Below are 21,831 nucleotides of genomic sequence, written 5' to 3' on the forward strand. Positions count from 1 at the left end.
TCCGTTGCTTTAATCAGTTTACTGCATCATCCCGTTATTTCCATAAGGAAACTGGTTTGTGTAACCCTGGAACTGTTGATATTCCTGTTGAAGTTTCGTCTGATCAGCCGGCTCTAGTCCGTACCAACCTTTCTGGAACATCACATTGTACAACTCACGCTGACAATTTTGAGTTTCATTAAAAATTGCAAGCAGGTCTGTGTAGATTTGCTGGTTGCTTGCTTCATTTAATGCAGTGCAATAAGAATCGGTCATGTATTTCTCCGTAGCCAGCATATCATTGATAAAATCGCGCTCATTCATTTGCGGTGTTTTGGCAACCTGCGATTCAGGGTTCTGGATTTTCTGTTGATTCATATAGGTTATTCTCCTTTCTATTGTAGTGGCTGTTGTTGCTGCATTTGAGTTTGCCCCTGTAAGTGAGTCAAAATCTTTTGGTAATGTCTCTGATGCATTTGGCCTGCTTTTTCAATAGCAGTAACGACTCCTTGGTCTTGGCATTGACTTGCAAAAAAGTGCGCTTTTTTCATTGCAAGTAAATTCCAAGAAAGCATATCTGCAAAGTATAAAGAATCTTTTGTCGTAACTACATTTGGCGGTTGTGGATAATTGCCGGGTTGCTGAGTAGTATTTTGCTGTGGTTGTTGCTGTTGCATACAACGACCTCCTATCATAATCTATCAAATGTAGAGTAACCTTTTAGCAAGAAAATATGTACGCACAAGGAAATTCTTCATCCTCAGAAAGCTTAAAAATGTGACAAAAATCAGCACTATTTCCCGACAAATAATTTGTATTCAAAAATTTGAAAAGATGATAAAATGAGGGTGTAATTTTATTTTTACACTCAATGAAAGCGTTTACTATAAATTTCAGAAAAATAGAATAAAGCAATCGGAGAGGGACACCAAGAAGAAGCGGGAGGAATTTTAAATGGAACAGGTAATGCGTAATACATTTTTGTATCTATCTAAAAGCAAGTCATTAACTAAAATGGCAAGAAAGTACGGATTGCGTTTCGGTGCTGGCCGTTTTGTTGCAGGGGAAAGAATTGATCAAGCGGTAAAATGTATCCAAGAACTTAATCAAAAAGACCTTTGTGTCACTATTGACTATTTGGGTGAGTTTATTGACACTGAAAAAGAAGCGAATGAAATGGCAGACAACTCCATTGAAGCGATTCGTGCAATCGGCACCGAAAATCTTGATTCTCAATTGTCTTTAAAAATGACATCCATGGGTCTTGATATCTCAGAAGAAGTTGTGATGAAAAACATGCGTAGAATCCTTGATGCTGCAAAGGAATACGGTGTATTTGTTACGATTGACATGGAAGATTACTCCCGCTGCGGAAAAACTATCGACGTTTTCAAAAAGCTGAGAGAAGAATATGATAATGTCGGTACCGTTATCCAAGCTTACTTGTACAGAACGGTTAAAGACATGGAAGACCTGAATCAATATAGTCCTAATCTTCGTCTGGTGAAAGGCGCTTACAAAGAATCGCCGGAAGTAGCTTTCCCAGAAAAGAAAGATGTGGATGATAACTTCAAGAAAATCATTGAAATGCATCTTTTAAACGGAAACTACACAGCTGTAGCGACTCACGATGATTCGATGATAGAATACACAAAAGAACTTGTGAAAAAACATGGCATCTCCAAAGATCAATTTGAATTCCAAATGCTCTACGGTATCCGCCCAGAACGACAACTGGAACTCGTAAAAGAAGGCTACAAAATGCGTGTATACGTTCCGTACGGCACAGACTGGTACGGATACTTCATGCGCCGCCTAGCAGAACGCCCAGCAAACGTCGCGTTCGTCCTAAAAGGAATCATCAAGAAATAATAAGAGAGCGTGCGAAATGCACGCTCTTATTTTTTAAAAGGAATGCAGAAACTTAGTTGATCGTAGTGGAAGGCGCGCAGACTCCTGCGGGAGGAAGGGACAGGGGAGACCCCGCAACGAAGTGAGGAGGCTCCCGGACCGCCCGCGGAAAGCGAAGCGCCTGGAACGAAGATCAACTGTCAAACAGATTTTTTAGTCTTGCATGTTTTGTTTCCCATACTGCTGATTATTGCTCGTCTTTTTGCCGCTATAGTCCATCTCCATAGTAGGACCTGCGTTTCCTTTTACACTCGCAGCACTTTTAGCTGCCTGAGAAGGTTGTTTCTTCAACTTTGCCATGATGTCTCACCTCCACACCTACATTTTTCCCACACCAATCAGCCACATACAGCGTACATTAGAAAATAATATGGAAAATTCCTATTTATTTATTGCGAAAATTTTCAAAATACTTTATAGTTAAAACCAAGGGAACTTCTTACAAAGGAGATTTTTTTTGCGGTAAAAATGAATGAGCATTCATTCAAAAACTGTTACTAACTTTTAAAACCAACTATCAAGGGGGAGGAAGAATGAAACAAAGTATCAAAAAGGCTGCTGTAATCGGATCGGGAGTTATGGGATCCGGCATTGCCGCACACTTAGCAAACGTTGGAATTCCTACAATCTTGTTAGATATCGTTCCTAACAAATTAACGAGTGAAGAAGAACAAAAAGGCTTAACACTCTCTGATAAAGCAATTCGAAACAAATTTACCAATACTGCAGTACAAAAGCTCTTAAAACAAAAACCAGCTCCACTTACATCCAAAACTAATCTTGCTCTTATTGAAGCAGGAAACCTAGAAGATGATATCGCGAAAATTGCAGATTGTGACTGGGTAATAGAAGTAATTGTCGAAAACCTAGAAATCAAAAAGCAACTATTCGAAAAGGTTGATGCACATCGCAAGCCTGGAAGTTTCATCAGCTCCAACACATCAGGTATCTCCATAGAAGCGATGGCGGAAGGACGCTCCGAAGATTTCAAAAAGAACTTCCTGGGAACGCACTTCTTTAACCCACCGCGTTACTTGAAATTACTTGAAGTGATTCCAACTAAAGATACAAGTCCTGAAGTTGTTAGCTTCATTAAAACATTTGGTGAAGATGTATTAGGAAAAGGCATTGTTCTTGCAAAAGATACGCCAAACTTTATTGCCAACCGCATAGGAACGTATGGCTTACTTGTAACGGTAAATGAAATGCTTGAGGGCGGCTATACTGTCGGGGAAGTGGATTCTGTTACTGGCCCTGCAATTGGCAGACCAAAAAGTGCAACATTCCGAACGCTTGACGTGGTAGGATTGGATACATTTATCCACGTGGCCAACAATGTTTATGAAAAAGTGGAAGGCAAGGAACAAGAAGTATTCCGCATTCCAGACTTCATGAACAAGATGAAGGAAAAAGGCTGGCTAGGATCCAAATCAGGTCAAGGCTTCTTCTTAAAACAAGGAAAAGAAATCTTGGAGCTTAATCCTGAAACATTGGAATATGATGCACGCAAAAAATTGAAAACTCCTGCGCTTGAAATGAGCAAACAAGCTAAAGGCTACAACAACAAAATGAAAGCGCTTGTATATGCGGATGACCGCGCTGGGAATCTGATTTGGAGCATTCTGGCACCGGTGTTGAGCTATTCCGCTGAGTTACTTGGTGAGATTGCCGATGATATTGTAGCAATTGACCAAGCAATGAAATGGGGCTTCGGCTGGGATCATGGACCTTTTGAAACTTGGGATGCCATCGGTTTAGAAGAGTCAGTTCTGAAAATGAAAGAAGACGGAATTGCGGTTCCGAAATGGGTCGACGAAATGCTAGCGAACGGCCATCGTTCCTTCTATAAAAAAGACGGTGGAACAACATTATTTTATGAGAACGGCACTTACAAAGCGTTAGAAGTGAATCCAAAAGTAGTTCACTTGAAAACATTGAAAGAAACAAACGGTGTGATTAAGAAAAACTCTGGAGCAAGCTTAATCGACCTTGGAGACGATGTCGCACTACTTGAATTCCAATCTCCTAATAACGCGATTGGCCTTGATATCATCCAGATGGTGAACTACGCACTTGAAGAAGTAGATAAAAACTATAAAGGGCTTGTAATCGGTAACCAAGGTAAGAACTTCTGTGTAGGTGCTAACCTCGCGATGATTCTGATGGAAGCGCAAGACGACAATTATTTTGAAATAGAAATGGTTGTTAAGCACTTCCAACAAGCCATGATGAATATAAAATACAGCTCCAAACCGGTTGTGGCCGCGCCATTTGGAATGACACTCGGTGGTGGAACTGAAATCTGTTTGCCAACAAGTCAACTACAGGCATCCAGTGAATCGTATATGGGACTTGTGGAAGTCGGTGTCGGTTTGATCCCTGGAGGAGGCGGAAATAAAGAGCTTTACATGAAGCACTTAAACAGCATGCCACAAGGACTTGAATATGACCTGCAAAAGGTTGCGAACAAAGTATTCGAACAAATTGCGACGGCAAAAGTCTCCACTTCTGCAGCGGAAGCAAGAGATCTGCACTTACTGAATAACAAAGATCAAATCAGCTTCAACGGTGACCACCTGATTCATGATGCAAAGCAGGCAGTAACAAGCTTGTATGATGCAGGCTACACAGCACCTGTTCGCAGAAAAGTCCCTGTAGTGGGAGAAACAGGCTATGCAACGTTAATGCTCGGAGCACACAATATGCAATACTCCGGATTCATTTCCGAGCACGACTTAAAGATTGCTCAGAAACTGGCATATGTTATCGCAGGCGGAAACGTACCGTTCGGAACAGAAGTAGATGAACAGTACCTACTAGACCTTGAAAGAGAAGCATTCCTAAGCCTAGTTGGCGAAGCAAAATCCCAACAACGCATGCAACATATGCTCGTAAAAGGAAAACCATTACGTAACTAAATTAATTATAAATATATCCTAAGCTGTTGATTGGAGCACAAGGCGAAGACTCCAGCGGGGGAGTAGCGACAATGTTGAGACCCCGCAGCAAAGCGAGGAGGCTCAAGGTCGCCCCGCGGAAAGCGAAGCCTGGTGCGTAAATCAACAGCGGTGTAAAACTAACATTCTACTAAACTACTAGAAAAGCGAGGGGAGCATTTTGAAAGAAGCGGTTATTGTTGCTGGTGCAAGAACACCAGTCGGGAGATCAAGAAAAGGATCACTAGCTACAGTTCGACCAGATGATCTAGGGGCATTAGTAGTAAAAGAAACACTAAAACGAGCAGGCAATTACGATGGTCCAATCGATGACCTGATTTTCGGATGTGCGATGCCAGAAGCAGAACAAGGACTTAACATGGCAAGAAACATCGGAGGATTGGCAGGCCTTCCATCAAGTGTACCTGCAATCACGATAAATAGATATTGTTCTTCAGGCTTACAAACTATTGCTTATGCAGCAGAGCGAATTATGCTAGGACACTCTGAATCCATCATCGCAGGTGGAGCAGAATCCATGAGTATGGTACCAATGGTAGGCCATACAGTAAGACCAAATGCACGACTTGTTGACTCCGCACCAGAGTACTACATGGGAATGGGTCACACGGCAGAACAAGTAGCAATGAAATACGGAGTAAGCCGCGAAGACCAGGATGCATTTGCTGTACGCAGTCATGAGCGCGCTGCAAGAGCCATTCAAGAAGGAAAGTTCGTGGATGAAATCGTTCCTGTGGATGTAACGATGCGTAAGGTTGGTGCCAACCACAAATTGCAAGAATCTACATTCACTTTCAGCCAGGATGAAGGAGTAAGAGCAGGAACTTCCATGGAAGTATTGAGCAAACTGCGTCCGGCATTTAATGTCAAAGGCTCCGTAACAGCAGGAAACTCTTCTCAAACAAGTGACGGGGCAGCATCTGTCCTTGTCATGGAAAGAGAAAGAGCGGAAGCACTTGGACTTAAACCAATCGCTAAATTCCGATCCTTCGCAGTAGGCGGAGTACCACCGGAAGTAATGGGAATCGGCCCGGTTGTAGCCATCCCTAAAGCACTTAAGCTGGCAGGCTTGGAACTTTCCGATATCGGCTTACTTGAATTGAACGAAGCATTTGCATCCCAAGCAATCCAAGTCATGCGCGAACTAGGTCTTGATGAAGACAAAGTGAACGTAAACGGTGGAGCAATCGCCCTAGGGCACCCACTAGGATGCACAGGTTCCAAACTGACCCTGACCCTTCTACACGAAATGCAACGCCGCAACGAACAGTTCGGCATCGTCAGCATGTGTATCGGAGGCGGAATGGGCGCAGCAGGCGTATTTGAACTACTGGCTTAAATATATTGTTTATAAACGTTTAATAGAAATGCTTAATATTACCTGATTCATCCTGTGGACTGGAGTGCAAGGTGTGAGACTCCTGAGGGAGATAGCGGTAGCTTGAGACCCCGTAACGAAGTGAGGAGGCTCAAGCACCGCCCCTAGGAAAGCGAACACCTGGAACGAAAGGAAACAGGAAGTTATCCAGACAATAATTATTTTTTAGTAACCAAACGGGAGGAAAACAAAATGTCAAACACATTAGAAAACGTAATCAAAGGCGGAAGCTTCCTACTTGACGATATCGCCGCAGAAAAAGTCTTCACACCAGAAGACTTCTCAGACGAGCACAAACTAATTGCCAAAACAACAGAAGAATTCGTCGTAAACGAAGTAGTACCAAACTTAGAAGAAATCGAACACCATAACTTCGATATCTCCGTAAAACTTTTAAAAGAAGCAGGAGAACTAGGTCTACTAGGAGCAGACGTACAAGAAGAATACGGCGGATTTGGACTTGATAAAATCAGTTCATCTCTAATCACAGAAAAATTCTCAAGAGCTGGCGGCTTCTCTTTATCCTACGGAGCACACGTTGGAATCGGATCCCTTCCTATCGTTCTTTTCGGTAATGAAGACCAAAAGCAAAAATACCTTCCAAAACTGTCTTCAGGTGAAATGCTTGCAGCTTACGCATTAACAGAGCCAGGTTCCGGATCTGATGCACTTGGTGCGAAAACGACAGCGAAGTTGAATGACGAAGGCACACACTATGTATTGAATGGTGAAAAACAATGGATTACCAATGCAGGCTTTGCTGACGTATTCGTTGTCTATGCAAAAGTCGATGGCGAGCACTTCTCTGCATTCATCGTAGAGCGTGAGTTTGGTGGGGTTTCCACTGGTCCAGAAGAAAAGAAAATGGGGATCAAAGGCTCTTCCACACGTACATTGATCTTAGAAGATGCATTAGTACCAAAGGAAAACCTTCTTGGTGAAATTGGACGCGGCCATGTTATCGCATTTAATATTCTTAACATTGGACGTTACAAATTGGCTGTTGGAACAGTAGGTGGATCTAAGCGCGGAATCGAGCTTGCAGCAACGTATGCAAATCAACGCCAACAGTTCAAAACACCTATCGCAAAATTCTCCCTTATCCAAGAGAAGCTTGCAAACATGGCTGTTAAAACATATGCAACGGAAAGCTCCGTTTACCGTACAGTCGGTCTTTTTGAAGACAGCATGGGCCGCTTGACGAAAGAAGAAGAGAAAGATCCTAACGCAGTTGCAAAAGCGGTTGCTGAATATGCTATCGAGTGTTCATTAAATAAAGTATTCGGTTCTGAAACGCTTGATTATGTAGTGGATGAAGCAGTTCAAATCCATGGTGGATACGGCTTTATGGCTGAGTACGAAGTAGAAAGAATGTACCGCGACTCCCGTATCAACCGTATCTTCGAAGGAACAAACGAAATCAACCGCTTATTGGTTCCAGGAACTTACCTGCGTAAAGCATTAAAAGGTGAACTTCCACTTATTCAAAAAGCGCAAAGCTTACAAGAAGAGTTAATGATGCTTATGCCTGAAGAAGTTGGCGATGGAGTATTGGAGCAAGAGAAATATCTTGTGAAAAATGCTAAGAAAATTGCTATCTTAATGACAGGACTTGTTGCTCAAAAGTACGGAAAAGCATTGGAAAGAGAGCAAGAATTGCTTGTTAACATCGCTGACATCATCAGCAATGTGTACTCCATGGAATCTGCTGTTCTACGTACAGAAAAAGCGATTGCAAAATCCGGCGAAGATAAAAATAAATTGAAAGTGCTTTACACGCAAGTGTTCTGTCAAGAAGCGTTCAACCAAATCGAAGCAGATGCAAGAGAAACATTGGTAGCTGCTGAAACTGGCGATACGCTTCGCATGATGATCTCTGCACTACGCAAATTCACTCGTCACACACCAATCAACGTGGTTGCGAAGAAGCGTGAAATTGCAGCAGTCGTATTGGATGCACAGAAATACACAGTATGATAACGAAAAACCAGATCTCCTTATTGGGGGCCTGGTTTTTTATTTTTTATTGGGAAAATAGAGATATACCTTCACGTCAAAAAGGAAAATAGAAAAAGACGTCGAATTATAGAAAATAGCGTGTTGAAAATTAGGCGCAAGCTTTCTGTTATGCTACAATATATGAGTAAAATCATGTATGCTAAGGTGGTGCAAAAAGGTTATGACAGTAACGTTTTATTGGTATCCTAAATGTGGCACATGCCGCAATGCTAAAAAGTGGCTTGAGGCGAATGGTGTAGCGGTAGAAGAAGTACATATTGTCGAAAATCCACCATCACGTGAAAAGTTAGAGGAGCTGTACAAAAAAAGCGGTCTCGAACTGAAGAAGTTCTTTAATACAAGCGGCATGAAATATCGTGAGCTTGGCTTGAAGGATAAAGTGAAAACGGCATCCGAAGAGGAGTTGCTTGATATTCTTGCAACAGACGGGATGCTGATCAAGCGCCCGATTACTACGGACGGCAGTAAAGTAACAGTTGGATTTAACGAAAAACAGTTTGAGGACACATGGAAATAGGACAGGCTCTCTTTTTAAATGGGCAAGCCCTGTTAGAAGAGCTAAAATAAACTAGTTTGATGGAGGGAATTATTAATGAGCACACCTAAAGATTTACGTTATTCCGAAGAGCATGAATGGGTAAAAGTTGAAGGAGAAAAAGTACGAGTGGGGATTACGCACTTTGCACAATCCGAGCTTGGAGATATCGTGTTTGTTGAACTTCCTGAAGTTGGAGATGAAATCTCTGCAGATGAGCCATTTGGAAGTGTAGAATCTGTAAAAACAGTTTCTGAACTTTACGCTCCAATTAGCGGAAAAGTGGTAGAAGTTAATGAAGACTTAAATGACAGCCCTGAGTTTGTTAACGAATCTCCATACGAAAAAGCATGGATGATTGTGGTGGAACCTGCAGATGCTGGTGAAGTTGACAATTTAATGACTGCTGAGCAATATGAGGAAATGACAAAAGAAGACTAATAATGAAGACGAGGGGCAACCTAACTTTAGTTAACTTTTACTAAAGAGGGTGACCTAAATGACGTTGGATAACAAAAGGTTGGACATCACCGACCGAGTAAACGGTAAGTTGACAAATCAAGGCTTTGAGCTCTACGTGGAAAATGAATCCATCGGTCAAGTGACGTTTACTGATCAAGGCAACCAATACGCATTAAAAAATGGCTATGAACAAGAAGGAAGCAAGATTTTCCAACAAGTTTCAGTGCCTTCTGAAAAAGATGCCAAATATGTAGATTGCGACTACGAAAATGGATGGTGTTAACCATCGGTGGGGTTGGGACTTAATTTAGTTCCGCCCCTTTTTTTATATAATAGCGCCCTTATTTCTAATTATATGTGTACATTACCACTATTCGGAATAGTTATAGTATAAAGCAATTTATCTTTATACATCTTTTTAGAACAGGTGATGGATATGGATTATATACATGAGGAAAAGATCATCATAGTTGAGGGGAAATCAGATAAAAAACGTGTTCAGGAAGTCATCAATGAGCCGGTTCATATCATATGTACGAATGGCACAATCAGTGTCACAAAGCTCGATGAATTGATGGAAGACATTATGGATAAAGAGGTTTATATTCTGGTGGATGCGGATAGCTCCGGTGAGAAGTTGCGAAAGCTTTTTAAACGGGAATTTCCAGAGGCGGAGCACCTCTATATTGATAAAATGTATCGAGAAGTAGCATCAGCGCCACATCACCATATAGCTACGGTGTTATTGAGTGCAAACATTGATATTCATGCAGAATTCTTGTAATAAAGTGTAATGAGGATGAGAGAATGAAGGATTGGACAAAGAATGAGCTTTTACAGGAAATTAACGCAAATAAACTAAATGTGGTTTATTTTTTTACCCCTATGTGTGGGACATGTCAGGTTGCCAAAAGAATGATGGATGTCACGAAAGAACTTTTTCCGCATCTTACTTTTGGGATGCTTGATGTGAATTATATTCAAGATCTTGCTATGAAGTGGGAGATCGAAAGTGTTCCTTGTTTGATGATTTTCGAGAATGGTGAGATTAAGGAAAAAATTTATGCTTTTCGTTCTGTGGAGTATTTGTATGGACTCATTAAACAGTATGACGGTAAGTAAAATTTTAAAGCACCCATTGTGGTGTTTTTTTGTTATCTAGGAATAATCGAACCAGGGATAGTCATTAGAGTAATTTGATGGCTGTTATGAAGACATCAGTGACAGGGCGAAAGGAGAAGAGAGGTCCTCATCGCCGTTATGAAGACATCAGTGACAGGGCAAAAGGAGAAGAGAGGTCCTCATCGCTGTTATGAAGACATCAGTGACGAGAAATCAGGGAGAGAGAGGTCATCATTGCTGTTATGAAGACATCAGTGACGAGAAATCAGAAAGAGTGAGGTCCTCATCGCCAATATGAAGCCCTTGGAGACATTCTTTCAGTGGCCCACTAAGTTACGGGGCGGTCTCCCCGTCCCTTCCTTCCGCAGGCGTCTACGCGCCTTTCACTGTAATCAGCAAGGTTACTGCATAATTTTTTTCATATTCGACAGAAACCCCTATTGCCATTTTTCTGAAAAAGGAGTAAGTTTATTTAGGGAGACGAAATATATTTTTACACATTCAAACAAGGGGCAAAAATATGTTGAAAAATGCAAACTGGTTTCGGTCATTTAAACGCTATGATCATAATATCCAGAAGTTATTTATGGTTAATATCCTTACGCAAATAGGGCTTGGGATTTTTATGATTGTTTATAATTTTTATATTAGGGAGCTTGGATTTGCGGAAACGGTCAATGGTAATGTCATCGCGGCTTCTTCACTGGCAGCAGCAATCATCTTAATTCCGGCAGGTATACTAAGCGATCGGATTGGCCGTAAGAAAATGATGCTGTTTGGTGTGTTTTTTAGTGGCATCTTTATGTTTTTGAGAAGTATTTTTGAGTTAGAATCACTGCTATTGGTCAGTGCTTTTATTGCAGGAATAGCGATGGCTTTCATCCAAGTGACAGCAGTACCATGGCTTGCGGAGAGCTCCACAAAAGAGCAGCGAGTTAAACTCTTCAGCTATCACTTTGCCGTTATGATGGGCGCAAATGTTGTTGGAAATCTCTTGGGAGGAATTCTAACTGATTTACTTTTACACGTTGTAGGTGTTAGCCCTGTTTGGAGTATCAGGTTGACACTTCTTCTTGGAAGTTTCATCTTCATGTTGGGAATCATCCCTCTATTAAAAACCACGGAAGTACGGCGAGAAAAAGAGAACAAAGCATTTACCTTTAAAAATTTCCAAGCTTCTATCCCAAAGGGACAATGGAAACTAATCTTTGCTTTTTCTTTTGCCTCTATTTTGATAGGGTTTGGGTCTGGATTGGTCATTCCTTATCTGAACATGTATTTTGCAGATCGTTTTGGAACATCCAATTCTACCATTGGAATTGTTCTTTCTCTAGGTCAGGCAGTAACTGCAATTGCCATGATTATTGGACCTGCGGTTGTCAGGAGAGTAGGGGAGATGAGAGCGGTAGTTATTTTACAGCTTCTTTCCTTACCATTTATGCTACTAACCGCCTTCACCCAAATTTTTTGGCTCGCGGCTCTCGGTTTTTTATTTAGGCAGGCATTGATGAATGCGGCCAATCCAATTATTTCATCGATGATGATGGAGAAGGTAGACAACTCTTTGAAAGGTTTTGCTAACTCCATCAATCAAATGGTTTTCTCACTCGGATGGGCAAGTATGGGCCCAGTCTCCATGACTATTGTGCTTTTGTACGGGGAATATTGGGGATATTCGATTGTATTCTCCATCACGGCTGTGCTTTATCTGACAAGTTCTATTTTCTTTTATATGATGTTTAGAGAAAAAACGACGGAAACCTACCAAAAGGCTATAGTAAAGACATCATAGTCTGACATATTTCTTGGGAAATGAAAGAACAGTTATCGGAAACACGCGGTAATTGTTCTTTTTTTATTGCAGGGATTTGGTTGACAAGCAGGGAAATTAAGTAGAAAAGGGGGCTGGTTTGTAATGGTAGTAGAGAGTTTGGAAATGTTTCTTCACAAAGCCAAATGTAAGTCTCATGTAATGGAAATCTTGCCTTACTACAGTCTGCGTTGCTGTTTAGTGACCCAAGGGGAAAGGTCGTTTTTTTCAATAAGCAGAAATCAAATGCAATTGGTACAGGATGCAACGGTAGCTGATATGGTGATAGAAGGATCAAAAGAAGATATTATGGAACTTTTGAATGGCACGAAAATGAGAGATGTTAAAGGTTTGACGTTTAAAGGGTCCTTCAGACATTACTTGCTTATGGATTCCCTGTTCACCCTTGTAAACCGTTCAGAAAGAAAAGAGGTATCTTAAAGGAATTGTCCTCGCCTATACCGAATTAAACTAGATAGATAAAGAGAAATTATAGGCGGTGTAAGGGTAGTGTATCATATTATTGTCAACAAGATGGCAGGCAATGGAAAAGGATTTCGTATGTGGAAAGAAACGGAGAAGTTTTTAGAGAAGAAAAGTGTAACTTACCACGTCTTTTTTACTGAATATGCAGGCCATGCCGGTGAATTATTAGAAAAAATAGAAGAGAATTTCAGTCATGGAGTAGTAGTAGTCGGTGGAGACGGTACTATTCATGAAGTGGTGAATAAATTGGTTCATAAAAGAGTGGCTCTCGGGATTATTCCTGCAGGTTCTGGAAATGACTTGGCAAGAAGCCTTGGAGTCCCTTTTGATGTGGAAGGAGCATGGTCTCGGATTTTAAAGGGTTCTTATCATTTTATAGATGTACCCAAAGTAGGTAAAGAGCATTATATATCGATTGCCGGGCTTGGGTTTGACGGTAAGGTTGCCGAAGTCACCAATAGGTCAAGGTCGAAACGTTTATTGAATAAATTAGGCTTAGGTGGTTTGTCGTATGTACTGAATATTTTCAGCGTTCTTTTCACTTATCAACCGGCTGATGTTTCAGTTGAAGTGGATGGAAGGATAGATAAGTTTGAGGATGTTTGGCTGATAGCGGTTGCGAATCTCCCTTATTATGGTGGAGGAATCATGATCTGTCCAGAAGCCAGTGGAGATGATGGTGTTCTAGATATTTGTGTGGTTTCTGGTATTGGACGCTGGGAGTTGTTATTTGTGTTTCCGCTTGCTTTTAAGGGGAGGCATATAAAACACCGAAATGTTACGATGCTTAGGGGCTCATCCATAAAAGTAAGTCCTAATGCCCCAATGGTCATGCAGTGTGACGGAGAAATTGTTCCAAATGGCACAACTGATTTTAGTGTGGAGGAGAAAGCATTAAAGATTTTTTAAATGTAAGAAGAAAGTTTTTAATTGACAGGCTATTTAACACCGTGATACGATAACACTCGTTAATTCGAATTGCCCAAATACTTAATTTTAATTATATATGTTTATCTCTTATCGAGAGAGGTGGAGGGACGTGCCCGATGAAACCCGGCAACCGTCAACAAGGAATTGTTGAAATTGGTGCCAATTCACACAAAGCAATTTGCTTTGATAGATGAGAGAAAGGACTTTTCTCATTTAATCCTTTCTGCTCATTGTTGCAGAAGGGATTTTTTATTTTCAAGGATTAAACAAACGTTTGTTTATTCTTTATTGGGTAAGCTAAAACAAGGAAATGTAAGAAAGTAGGTGTGAACATGATTTCACTTCAAGGTGTAAAAAAAGTTTTTAAAACGAAAAACGGTTTGGTGACAGCTGTTGATAACATAGATTTATCCATCAATCAGGGAGAGATTTTTGGTGTTATTGGATATAGTGGAGCAGGAAAAAGTACGCTGATCCGCATGCTAAATGGACTGGAAACACCAACTGACGGGGTGGTAGATGTTGCAGGTAGAAACCTTGCAAAGGTTAAGGGCAAGGAGCTGAGGGAAGCACGCCAGGAAATCAGCATGATCTTCCAACACTTCAATTTATTATGGTCAAGAACGGTAAAGGAAAATATCGCGTTTCCACTTGAGATAGCAGGAGTAAGCAAACCAGAGCGTAACAAGCGAGTGGAAGAACTTATCAAGCTTGTAGGCTTAGAGGGAAGAGGAGACTCCTATCCATCTCAATTAAGCGGAGGGCAAAAGCAACGTGTCGGGATTGCAAGAGCCCTTGCAAATAACCCTAAAGTGCTTTTATGTGATGAAGCAACTTCTGCATTGGATCCACAGACAACAGATTCCATCCTGGACCTCTTAGTCGATATTAATAAACGTTTATCTCTAACTATCGTACTAATCACACATGAAATGCATGTTATTCGTAAGATCTGTCATCGTGTCGCGGTGATGGAGAATGGAAAGGTTGTGGAGCAAGGAGATGTACTTAATGTATTCCGTAAGCCAGAACAGCCAATTACAAAACGTTTCGTAAAACAAGTGACAGAACCAGAAGACACACAAGAAACAGTGGAACATTTGTTGGCTGAATATCCACAAGGAAAAGTGATTCAATTAACCTTTGTAGGTACATCGGCAGAACAACCTTTAATCACAAACTTGATTCGCAGATTTACTATTGATGTGAACATTCTTCAAGGGAAAATCTCACAGACTCAAAATGGAGCATATGGCACTCTTTTAGTGCATCTTGATGGAGAAGAAACGCAAGTACAAGAGGCATTGAGTTTTATCCGTGAGCAGCAGGTGGAGTTGGAGGTGATGACACATGCTTGAGAGAGTTAATTGGGACAAGATGTGGGAAGCAACCTTAGAAACTCTTTATATGAGCAGTATATCGGTTGTGGCTACGTTTGTATTAGGAATTGTTTTAGGACTATTATTGTTTTTAACAGCTAAAGGAAACATATGGGAAAGTAGATTGATTAACGGATTGGTTGCAGCTTTCGTCAATATCTTCCGTTCCATCCCATTTGTCATTTTAATATTTTTACTTATTCCTTTTACAAGGTTCATTATGGATACCATTATCGGCGCGAATGCTGCATTGCCCGCTTTAATTATAGGAGCAGCACCATTTTATGCGCGAATGGTGGAAATTGCATTACGCGAGATTGACAAAGGTGTCATCGAAGCAGCGCGATCGATGGGTGCAAAGACTTCAGAAATCATTTGGAAAGTACTCCTTCCGGAATCGATGCCAGCATTGGTTTCCGGTATAACGGTAACAGCGATTGCCATTGTAAGTTATACGGCCATGGCAGGTATCATTGGTGCAGGTGGATTGGGTAACCTTGCATTCTTAGATGGTTTCCAGCGCAACAACTGGGAAGTAACCCTTGTATGTACGGTCATTATTCTAATCATTGTATTTATCATCCAATTCATTGGAGATTTAATAACCAACAAACTAGACAAACGATAAGAAAGTGGGGACTAAAATTATGAAAAAAGTTTTAAGTTTTGCTGTAATATCATTGTTAGTGTTAGTACTTGCTGCATGTGGCGGCGGGGACAAAGGTATTAAAGAAGGTAAGCTAGTAATTGGTGCATCAAATGTACCGCATGCAGAGATTTTAGAAGAAGCTAAGCCAATTTTAGAGGAAAAAGGGATTGAATTAGATATTCAAACGTATACAGATTACATCATTCCGAACCAAGCGCTACGTGATAAAGACATTGACGCTAACTTTTTCCAGCACGAGCCTTACTTGAAAAGTCAAATCGAAGAAAATGATTATAAATTTGTAAGTGCAGGTGGCGTACATATCGAGCCAATCGGTGTGTACTCCCAAGAGTATGACAGCCTGGAAGAACTACCTGAGGGTGCTGAAATCTTAATGAGTAACTCTGTTGCCGATCATGGCCGTATCCTAGCTATGCTTGAAGAAAAAGGACTAATTACGTTAAAAGAAGGTGTAGAAGTTACATCTGCATCTGTAGATGATATTGAAGAAAACACGAAAAATCTTGAATTCAACACTCAATTCGAAGCAGCTTTCCTTCCACAAGCGTATTTGAATGGTGACGGAGATGCAGTACTTATCAACGGTAACTATGCACTTGGTGCTGACATCGATCCAGAAAAAGAAGCGATTGCTTTAGAATCTGGAGAAAACAATCCTTACGTTAACCTGATTGTTGTTCGTGAAGAAGATAAAGATAATAAACAGATCAAAGCATTGGTAGAAGTGCTTCAATCTGATGAAATCAAAGCATTCATTGAAGAAGAATATAAAGGTTCCGTGCTTCCTGCAAAAGCATCTGAAGAAGAATAAGATTTTTTAGGACCCCGTGCGAAACTTTAAGTGCGGGGTTTGAAATTTTGTCGTCGCTCATGAATACTTACCTCCCCCCTAAACAAATACTAACTTTGTGAAAAATAAGGATGGGAGTTGTCTTCAATGGAACAACATTACGAGCCAAAAAACTATGCAGAAGCAGCACTTCATGATTATAAAGCCGGACTTGGTGTATTCACTGAAAAAATGCCTGAGCTTGCACACCACTATAACGAGTTTACAGAAGCTTGTTTTAAAGAAGGCGTACTTGATAAAAAGCAGAAGCAATTGATTGCTCTTGGTGTCAGTGTGTATTCCCAAGATGAATATTGCATCGTTTACCACACAAAAGGCTGCTTAGATCAAGGTGCAACTGAGCAGGAAATCTTGGAAGTTTGCGGCGTGACAGCAGCATTCGGAGGCGGAGCGGCAATGAGCCAATCGGTGACGTTGGTGCAGTCTTGCATTAGTGATTTTAATGAATTGAAGCATTGATTTTTCTGGAGTCTGACCTTTTGGGGTTGGACTTTTTTATTGGAATGAGATTTTTACGAGATCTTTCTGGGTATTCCACATCAGAACTAAAGTTATTTCACTGTTTTAATCGTGCTAAAAATGGTTCGGTCAATTTTTACGTGGGTTCGGACATTCTCACTCTATTTTAATAGGGTGTTCGGTCATTTGAAAAATCGGATCGGTCAACTTCCAGAAAACTTCGGCCAACTTTCCAAAAACTTCGGTCAACTTCCGAAAATCTTTGGTCAACTTTCAAAAAACTTCGGACAATTGGGGCTGCTTAGGTTAACTCCCAACCACAAAGTGAACATCTATGTCCAGATCTAACACCAAAACAACACCAAAAGCACCGGTCATATCGGGACAACCAGAACGCCCTAGCATTTAAGAGAAATAGTAAGCCTCCTATCATCTATCTTCCCTAACTCCGCCACAACCTTCAATATTCCCGGTAATCGGCTTATACCTAAGTTGGATAAATTAACCACCCCTGTTATGATTAATAAGGTGTTTATGACAAATACTTTGAGGGTATCAGAAAACTGGTACGAAAAATAAACACTTATAAATACGAAGGGAATGGTTTATTATCCATCAGGTACACGTAAAGTACACAGGTGAAATGGAGAAGGCAATGTATCAAGCTTACGGTTTTGGTTATGAGGAGTACTCAAATAAGCTCTCGAAACTCATAGAAGTTGAGCAAAAGCGAGAAAAGGATTACCAAAAAAGCTTGGAGATTGTTGAAGAAGTAGACCGTAATTTCCACCCATAAAACCTGAGCAGCAGCAAGCTGACAGGTTGACCATATAATATAGAAGAAAAGGGTTCGTGTTATTCTCTATAAATGAGAATAATGCAGACCCTTTTTGTTGTTTATTAACCGTGAGCTAAACAAATAAAAAAATCCCCCGAAAATTCGACTTTCCCCCCTTATATTCGTTATAATTTGAGGGTATCTTACACAAGGCGGAAAAGGTTGCTATCACTTTCTATTTGTTATAAGATTGTAATGAGAATAAAATGAGAATTAAAACAAGAATGTGTTTTCATATAGGAACACAAGAACATTGGAGGTTACAGTTATGGGTTCAACGTTAACGATTAAAGATTTACATGTATCCATTAATGATAAAGAGATTTTAAAGGGTGTAAATCTTGAAGTAAAAGGCGGAGAGATTCACGCAATCATGGGTCCTAACGGAACAGGAAAGTCTACGCTTTCTTCTGCAATTATGGGACACCCAAAATATGAAGTAACAAGCGGAAGCATCACATTTGATGGTGAAGATGTTCTTGAAATGGAAGTGGATGAGCGCGCGCAAGTTGGCTTATTCCTTGCTATGCAATACCCAAGTGAAATCAGTGGTGTAACAAACGCTGACTTCTTGCGTTCTGCTATCAATGCTCGCCGTGAAGAGGGCGATGAGATTTCCTTGATGAAATTTATCCGTAAAATGGATAAAAACATGGACTTTTTGGAAATGGATCAAGCAATGGCACAACGTTACTTAAATGAAGGTTTCTCCGGTGGGGAAAAGAAGCGTAACGAAATTCTTCAATTGATGATGATTGAGCCTAAGATCGCGATCCTTGATGAGATTGACTCTGGTCTTGATATCGATGCATTGAAAGTTGTTTCTAAAGGAATCAACGAAATGCGTGGAGACGATTTCGGTTGCCTTATCATCACTCACTACCAGCGTTTATTGAACTATATCACTCCTGACCACGTTCACGTTATGATGCAAGGCCGCATCGTGAAGTCCGGTGGCAAGGAATTAGCGCAACGTTTAGAGGCAGAAGGTTACGATTGGATTAAGCAAGAATTAGGTATCGAAGACGAAACAGTCGGTCAAGAAGCGTAAGCAAGGAGGATTATCATGACGTTAGAGACGAAATTACCGTTTGATCAAGACTACCTCACTAACTACTCCAAAGAGTCAGGGGAGCCTCAGTGGCTGTTAGATCTTCGCTTACAAGCTTTATCCTTGGCAGAAGAACTGCCATTACCTAAGCCGGATAAGACGAAGATTACAAACTGGAATTTTACAAACTTCCAGAAGCACACTGTAGAAACTTCCATTACTTCTGTGGACCAATTGCCTGAAGAGGTAAAGACGTTAGTAGATGGAGAAAATATATATGTTCAAGTGGATAACACACCAGTGGTATCTACTCTTAAAGAAGAATTAAAAGCACAAGGCGTTATCTTCACAGATATTTTCACAGCTACAAAAGAGAACAGTGACCTTGTGAAAAAGTACTTCATGCAAGATGGTGTTAAAGTAGATGAGCATAAGCTATCCGCTTTACACGCTGCATTAATGAACGGCGGAGCATTTCTTTATGTTCCGAAAAACGTTGTCATTGAAGAACCGATCCAAGCGATCTACCTTCAAGACGAAGCAGAAGCTGTGTTCAACCACGTATTGATTGTGGCAGAAGACAACAGTGCAGTCACTTATGTTGAGAACTATCTGTCTAACAATGATGGAGAAGGATCTATTTTCAATATCGTGACAGAAGTTATTGCTAACGGAAACTCTAAAGTGCAATACGGTGCTGTAGACAACCTTGGAAAAGGTGTCACAACTTACGTTAACCGCCGCGGAGTAGTTGGACGTGACGCAACACTTGAGTGGGCGCTTGGCCTTATGAACGATGGCGACACAATCTCTGAAAACGTAACAAACCTAATGGGCGACGGCTCTGTTGGTGATACAAAAACAGTAGTGGTTGGACGTGGAGAGCAAAAGCAAAACTTTACAACGAAGGTTGTACATTTTGGCAAAAACTCTGACGGTCAAATCCTTAAGCATGGCGTTATGAAAGACAGCGCAAGCTCTGTATTTAACGGTATCGGTAAAATTGAGCACGGTGCATCTAAATCTAATGCCGAGCAGGAATCTCGAGTGTTAATGCTTAGTGAAAAAGCTCGTGGGGACGCTAACCCAATTCTTCTAATCGACGAAGATGATGTAACAGCAGGACACGCAGCATCAGCGGGCCGCATCGATCCACTTCAGCTTTACTACTTGATGAGCCGCGGAATTTCCAAGAAAGAAGCGGAGCGCTTAGTAATCCACGGATTCTTGGCACCTGTAGTAAATCAATTGCCAATCGAAAAGGTTAAGAACCAGTTGATTGATGTAATTGAAAGGAAAGTGAAGTAATGAATATCCAGGAGATACGTCAGCAGTTTCCGATTTTGCATCAAGAGGTCAATGGAAATCCGCTTGTGTATCTGGATAGTGCTGCTACATCTCAAAAGCCGCTCGCGGTCATTGAGGCGTTGGAGAAGTACTATAAAGGGTATAACTCCAATGTTCATCGAGGAGTTCATACTTTAGGTACGAGAGCGACAGACGGTTACGAAGGTGCACGTGATAAGGTGAAGAACTTTATCAACGCAGCCCACAGAGAAGAGATTGTCTTTACTCGTGGAACAACGACCGCTCTGAACCTTGTAGCTGGCAGCTATGCACGCGCCAACCTGAAGGAAGGCGACGAAATAGTTATCACCTACATGGAGCATCATAGTAATATCATTCCATGGCAACAGGCGGCAAAAGCCACTGGTGCTACTTTAAAATATATCCCGTTGACAGAGGACGGAAGCCTGTCCTTATCAGATGTGGAAGCTACCATTACGGAAAATACGAAAATTGTTTCCATCATGCAGGTTTCTAACGTATTAGGAACGATCAACCCGATCAAGGAGATCGCTGAAATTGCCCATAAAAATGGAGCAATCATGGTGGTTGACGGTGCCCAGAGTACTCCACACATGAAAGTGGACGTACAGGATCTAGATTGCGACTTTTTCGCACTGTCTGGTCATAAAATGGGTGCTCCAACGGGAATTGGTGCTCTATACGGGAAAAAACATCTGCTTGAGAACATGGAACCAATCGAGTTCGGTGGGGAAATGATCGATTTTGTCGGACTGCAGGAATCCACTTGGAAGGAGCTACCTTGGAAGTTTGAAGGAGGTACCCCAATCATTGCGGGTGCGATCGGACTTGGGGCAGCAATTGACTTCCTAGAGCAAGTGGGAATGGACAATATCCTTGCCCATGAACATAAGCTTGCAGAGTATGCGATGAACCGCATGTCCGAGATCGAAGGAATCACGATTTACGGTCCGCAAAAAAGAGCGGGACTTGTTACATTCAATATAGACGACGTACATCCACATGATGTAGCTACAGTGCTGGATGCTGAAGGAATTGCTGTTCGTGCAGGACATCACTGTGCACAGCCATTAATGAAGTATCTAAACGTTTCTTCCACTGCACGTGCTAGTTTTTACCTGTACAATACAGAGGAAGAAATTGATAAGCTAGTAGCATCATTAGTGAAAACAAAGGAGTACTTTAGTAATGTCTTTTAATAATTTAGATACTCTCTATCGTCAAGTGATTATGGATCATTATAAAAATCCGCGCAACAAAGGGACAATCGAGTCCGACAGCATCACTGTCGACATGAATAATCCTACTTGCGGTGACCGCATCCATTTGACACTTCAAGTAGAAGATGGAAAAGTGAAGGATGCAAAGTTTGACGGCGAAGGATGTTCCATTTCCATGGCATCTGCATCCATGATGACCCAGGCAGTAAAAGGGTTAGAAGTGGAAAAAGCTTTAGAACTGTCCCAAATCTTTTATGATATTATGTTGGGCAAAGAATATGACGACGAAGCGATGGACTTAGGGGATCTTGAAGCACTTCAAGGTGTGGCGAAGTTCCCGGCACGTATAAAATGTGCCACTCTTGCATGGAAAGCCATGGAAAAGGGAGTCAAATCGGAGGAATAAGCAAGGCAAGATAGGGAGTAATAGTGCGGCAATGTGTGTT

Annotated in this window: 25 protein-coding genes and 1 riboswitch; of the genes, 22 read left to right on the top strand and 3 right to left on the bottom strand. The window is 41.2% G+C overall.

The window, feature by feature from the left end; all coding sequences use genetic code 11:
• Nucleotides 1-18: 18 nt before the first annotated feature.
• Together LC091_RS11815 and LC091_RS11820 are read right to left on the bottom strand one after the other, a co-directional pair.
• Nucleotides 19-357 (bottom strand): spore coat protein, encoded by a 339-nt coding sequence (locus tag LC091_RS11815; RefSeq protein ID WP_226682230.1) that lies wholly within the window; start codon nt 355-357, stop codon nt 19-21.
• Between the two features lie 17 nt (nt 358-374).
• Nucleotides 375-656, bottom strand: a complete 282-nt coding sequence (locus LC091_RS11820; protein ID WP_226682231.1) for a hypothetical protein — start codon at nt 654-656, stop codon at nt 375-377.
• A gap of 277 nt (nt 657-933) precedes the next feature.
• Between LC091_RS11820 and LC091_RS11825 the strand changes: the two genes are divergently transcribed.
• Entirely contained in the window at nt 934-1,851 is a 918-nt protein-coding gene (locus tag LC091_RS11825; protein WP_226682234.1) for a proline dehydrogenase family protein, read from the top strand.
• A 192-nt stretch (nt 1,852-2,043) separates the two neighbouring features.
• On the opposite strand, the gene LC091_RS11830 is transcribed toward LC091_RS11825, so the two are convergent.
• Entirely contained in the window at nt 2,044-2,190 is a 147-nt protein-coding gene (locus tag LC091_RS11830; RefSeq protein ID WP_010196688.1) for a YuzL family protein, read from the bottom strand.
• Between the two features lie 233 nt (nt 2,191-2,423).
• On the opposite strand from LC091_RS11830, the gene LC091_RS11835 reads away from it, so the two are divergent.
• The 21 genes from LC091_RS11835 (at nt 2,424) to sufU (ending at nt 21,791) form a co-directional block, all read left to right on the top strand.
• Nucleotides 2,424-4,808, top strand: a complete 2,385-nt coding sequence (locus LC091_RS11835; RefSeq protein ID WP_226682235.1) for a 3-hydroxyacyl-CoA dehydrogenase/enoyl-CoA hydratase family protein — start codon at nt 2,424-2,426, stop codon at nt 4,806-4,808.
• A 199-nt stretch (nt 4,809-5,007) separates the two neighbouring features.
• The gene (locus LC091_RS11840) at nt 5,008-6,186 is read left to right on the top strand and encodes an acetyl-CoA C-acetyltransferase (RefSeq protein WP_010196686.1); all 1,179 of its coding nucleotides are present in this window, start codon (nt 5,008-5,010) and stop codon (nt 6,184-6,186) included.
• Nucleotides 6,187-6,417: 231 nt separating this feature from the next.
• The gene (locus LC091_RS11845) at nt 6,418-8,202 is read left to right on the top strand and encodes an acyl-CoA dehydrogenase family protein (protein ID WP_169292725.1); all 1,785 of its coding nucleotides are present in this window, start codon (nt 6,418-6,420) and stop codon (nt 8,200-8,202) included.
• Between the two features lie 202 nt (nt 8,203-8,404).
• The gene (locus tag LC091_RS11850) at nt 8,405-8,761 is read left to right on the top strand and encodes an arsenate reductase family protein (protein ID WP_226682236.1); all 357 of its coding nucleotides are present in this window, start codon (nt 8,405-8,407) and stop codon (nt 8,759-8,761) included.
• A gap of 75 nt (nt 8,762-8,836) precedes the next feature.
• Nucleotides 8,837-9,220 (top strand): glycine cleavage system protein GcvH, encoded by a 384-nt coding sequence (gene gcvH, locus LC091_RS11855; protein WP_010196676.1) that lies wholly within the window; start codon nt 8,837-8,839, stop codon nt 9,218-9,220.
• 58 nt (nt 9,221-9,278) lie between these two features.
• The gene (locus LC091_RS11860; RefSeq protein WP_010196674.1) at nt 9,279-9,524 is read left to right on the top strand and encodes a YusG family protein; all 246 of its coding nucleotides are present in this window, start codon (nt 9,279-9,281) and stop codon (nt 9,522-9,524) included.
• A gap of 153 nt (nt 9,525-9,677) precedes the next feature.
• Entirely contained in the window at nt 9,678-10,025 is a 348-nt protein-coding gene (locus LC091_RS11865) for a toprim domain-containing protein (protein WP_226682238.1), read from the top strand.
• Between the two features lie 23 nt (nt 10,026-10,048).
• A complete protein-coding gene (locus tag LC091_RS11870; protein WP_226682239.1) occupies nt 10,049-10,363 on the top strand; it encodes a thioredoxin family protein in 315 nt (104 codons plus the stop codon).
• Between the two features lie 520 nt (nt 10,364-10,883).
• Nucleotides 10,884-12,155, top strand: coding sequence for an MFS transporter (locus LC091_RS11875; RefSeq protein WP_226682241.1), 1,272 nt, complete (start codon nt 10,884-10,886; stop codon nt 12,153-12,155).
• A gap of 123 nt (nt 12,156-12,278) precedes the next feature.
• The gene (locus tag LC091_RS11880) at nt 12,279-12,614 is read left to right on the top strand and encodes a hypothetical protein (protein ID WP_226682242.1); all 336 of its coding nucleotides are present in this window, start codon (nt 12,279-12,281) and stop codon (nt 12,612-12,614) included.
• A gap of 69 nt (nt 12,615-12,683) precedes the next feature.
• On the top strand, nt 12,684-13,568 hold the full coding sequence (locus LC091_RS11885) for a diacylglycerol/lipid kinase family protein (protein ID WP_226682243.1): 885 nt from the start codon (nt 12,684-12,686) through the stop codon (nt 13,566-13,568).
• Nucleotides 13,569-13,673: 105 nt separating this feature from the next.
• Nucleotides 13,674-13,786: riboswitch (SAM riboswitch) on the top strand.
• Between the two features lie 135 nt (nt 13,787-13,921).
• On the top strand, nt 13,922-14,947 hold the full coding sequence (locus LC091_RS11890) for a methionine ABC transporter ATP-binding protein (RefSeq protein WP_226682244.1): 1,026 nt from the start codon (nt 13,922-13,924) through the stop codon (nt 14,945-14,947).
• Nucleotides 14,940-15,596: a methionine ABC transporter permease gene (locus LC091_RS11895; RefSeq protein WP_226682245.1), complete on the top strand. Its 657-nt coding sequence runs from the start codon at nt 14,940-14,942 to the stop codon at nt 15,594-15,596. Before LC091_RS11890 ends, LC091_RS11895 begins: the two co-directional genes overlap by 8 nt.
• 19 nt (nt 15,597-15,615) lie before the next feature.
• Nucleotides 15,616-16,449 (top strand): MetQ/NlpA family ABC transporter substrate-binding protein, encoded by an 834-nt coding sequence (locus LC091_RS11900; RefSeq protein ID WP_226682246.1) that lies wholly within the window; start codon nt 15,616-15,618, stop codon nt 16,447-16,449.
• Nucleotides 16,450-16,575: 126 nt separating this feature from the next.
• Nucleotides 16,576-16,947 (top strand): carboxymuconolactone decarboxylase family protein, encoded by a 372-nt coding sequence (locus tag LC091_RS11905; RefSeq protein WP_060665463.1) that lies wholly within the window; start codon nt 16,576-16,578, stop codon nt 16,945-16,947.
• Nucleotides 16,948-17,133: 186 nt separating this feature from the next.
• Nucleotides 17,134-17,295 carry a hypothetical protein gene (locus tag LC091_RS11910; protein ID WP_226682247.1) on the top strand — a complete coding sequence of 54 codons (162 nt, stop codon included), beginning with the start codon at nt 17,134-17,136 and terminating at the stop codon, nt 17,293-17,295.
• Between the two features lie 295 nt (nt 17,296-17,590).
• Entirely contained in the window at nt 17,591-17,743 is a 153-nt protein-coding gene (locus tag LC091_RS11915) for a hypothetical protein (protein WP_226682248.1), read from the top strand.
• 310 nt (nt 17,744-18,053) lie between these two features.
• Entirely contained in the window at nt 18,054-18,836 is a 783-nt protein-coding gene (sufC, locus tag LC091_RS11920) for a Fe-S cluster assembly ATPase SufC (RefSeq protein WP_088019426.1), read from the top strand.
• A 15-nt stretch (nt 18,837-18,851) separates the two neighbouring features.
• The gene (sufD, locus tag LC091_RS11925; protein ID WP_226682250.1) at nt 18,852-20,144 is read left to right on the top strand and encodes a Fe-S cluster assembly protein SufD; all 1,293 of its coding nucleotides are present in this window, start codon (nt 18,852-18,854) and stop codon (nt 20,142-20,144) included.
• On the top strand, nt 20,144-21,364 hold the full coding sequence (locus LC091_RS11930; RefSeq protein ID WP_226682252.1) for a cysteine desulfurase: 1,221 nt from the start codon (nt 20,144-20,146) through the stop codon (nt 21,362-21,364). The genes sufD and LC091_RS11930 overlap by 1 nt, the downstream gene beginning before the upstream one ends.
• Complete coding sequence (gene sufU, locus LC091_RS11935) at nt 21,354-21,791, top strand: Fe-S cluster assembly sulfur transfer protein SufU (protein ID WP_226682254.1); 438 nt, start codon at nt 21,354-21,356, stop codon at nt 21,789-21,791. The genes LC091_RS11930 and sufU overlap by 11 nt, the downstream gene beginning before the upstream one ends.
• Nucleotides 21,792-21,831: the final 40 nt, after the last annotated feature.

Source organism: Sutcliffiella horikoshii (assembly GCF_020524325.1).
Classification (GTDB): Bacteria; Bacillota; Bacilli; order Bacillales; family Bacillaceae_I; genus Sutcliffiella_A; species Sutcliffiella_A horikoshii_D.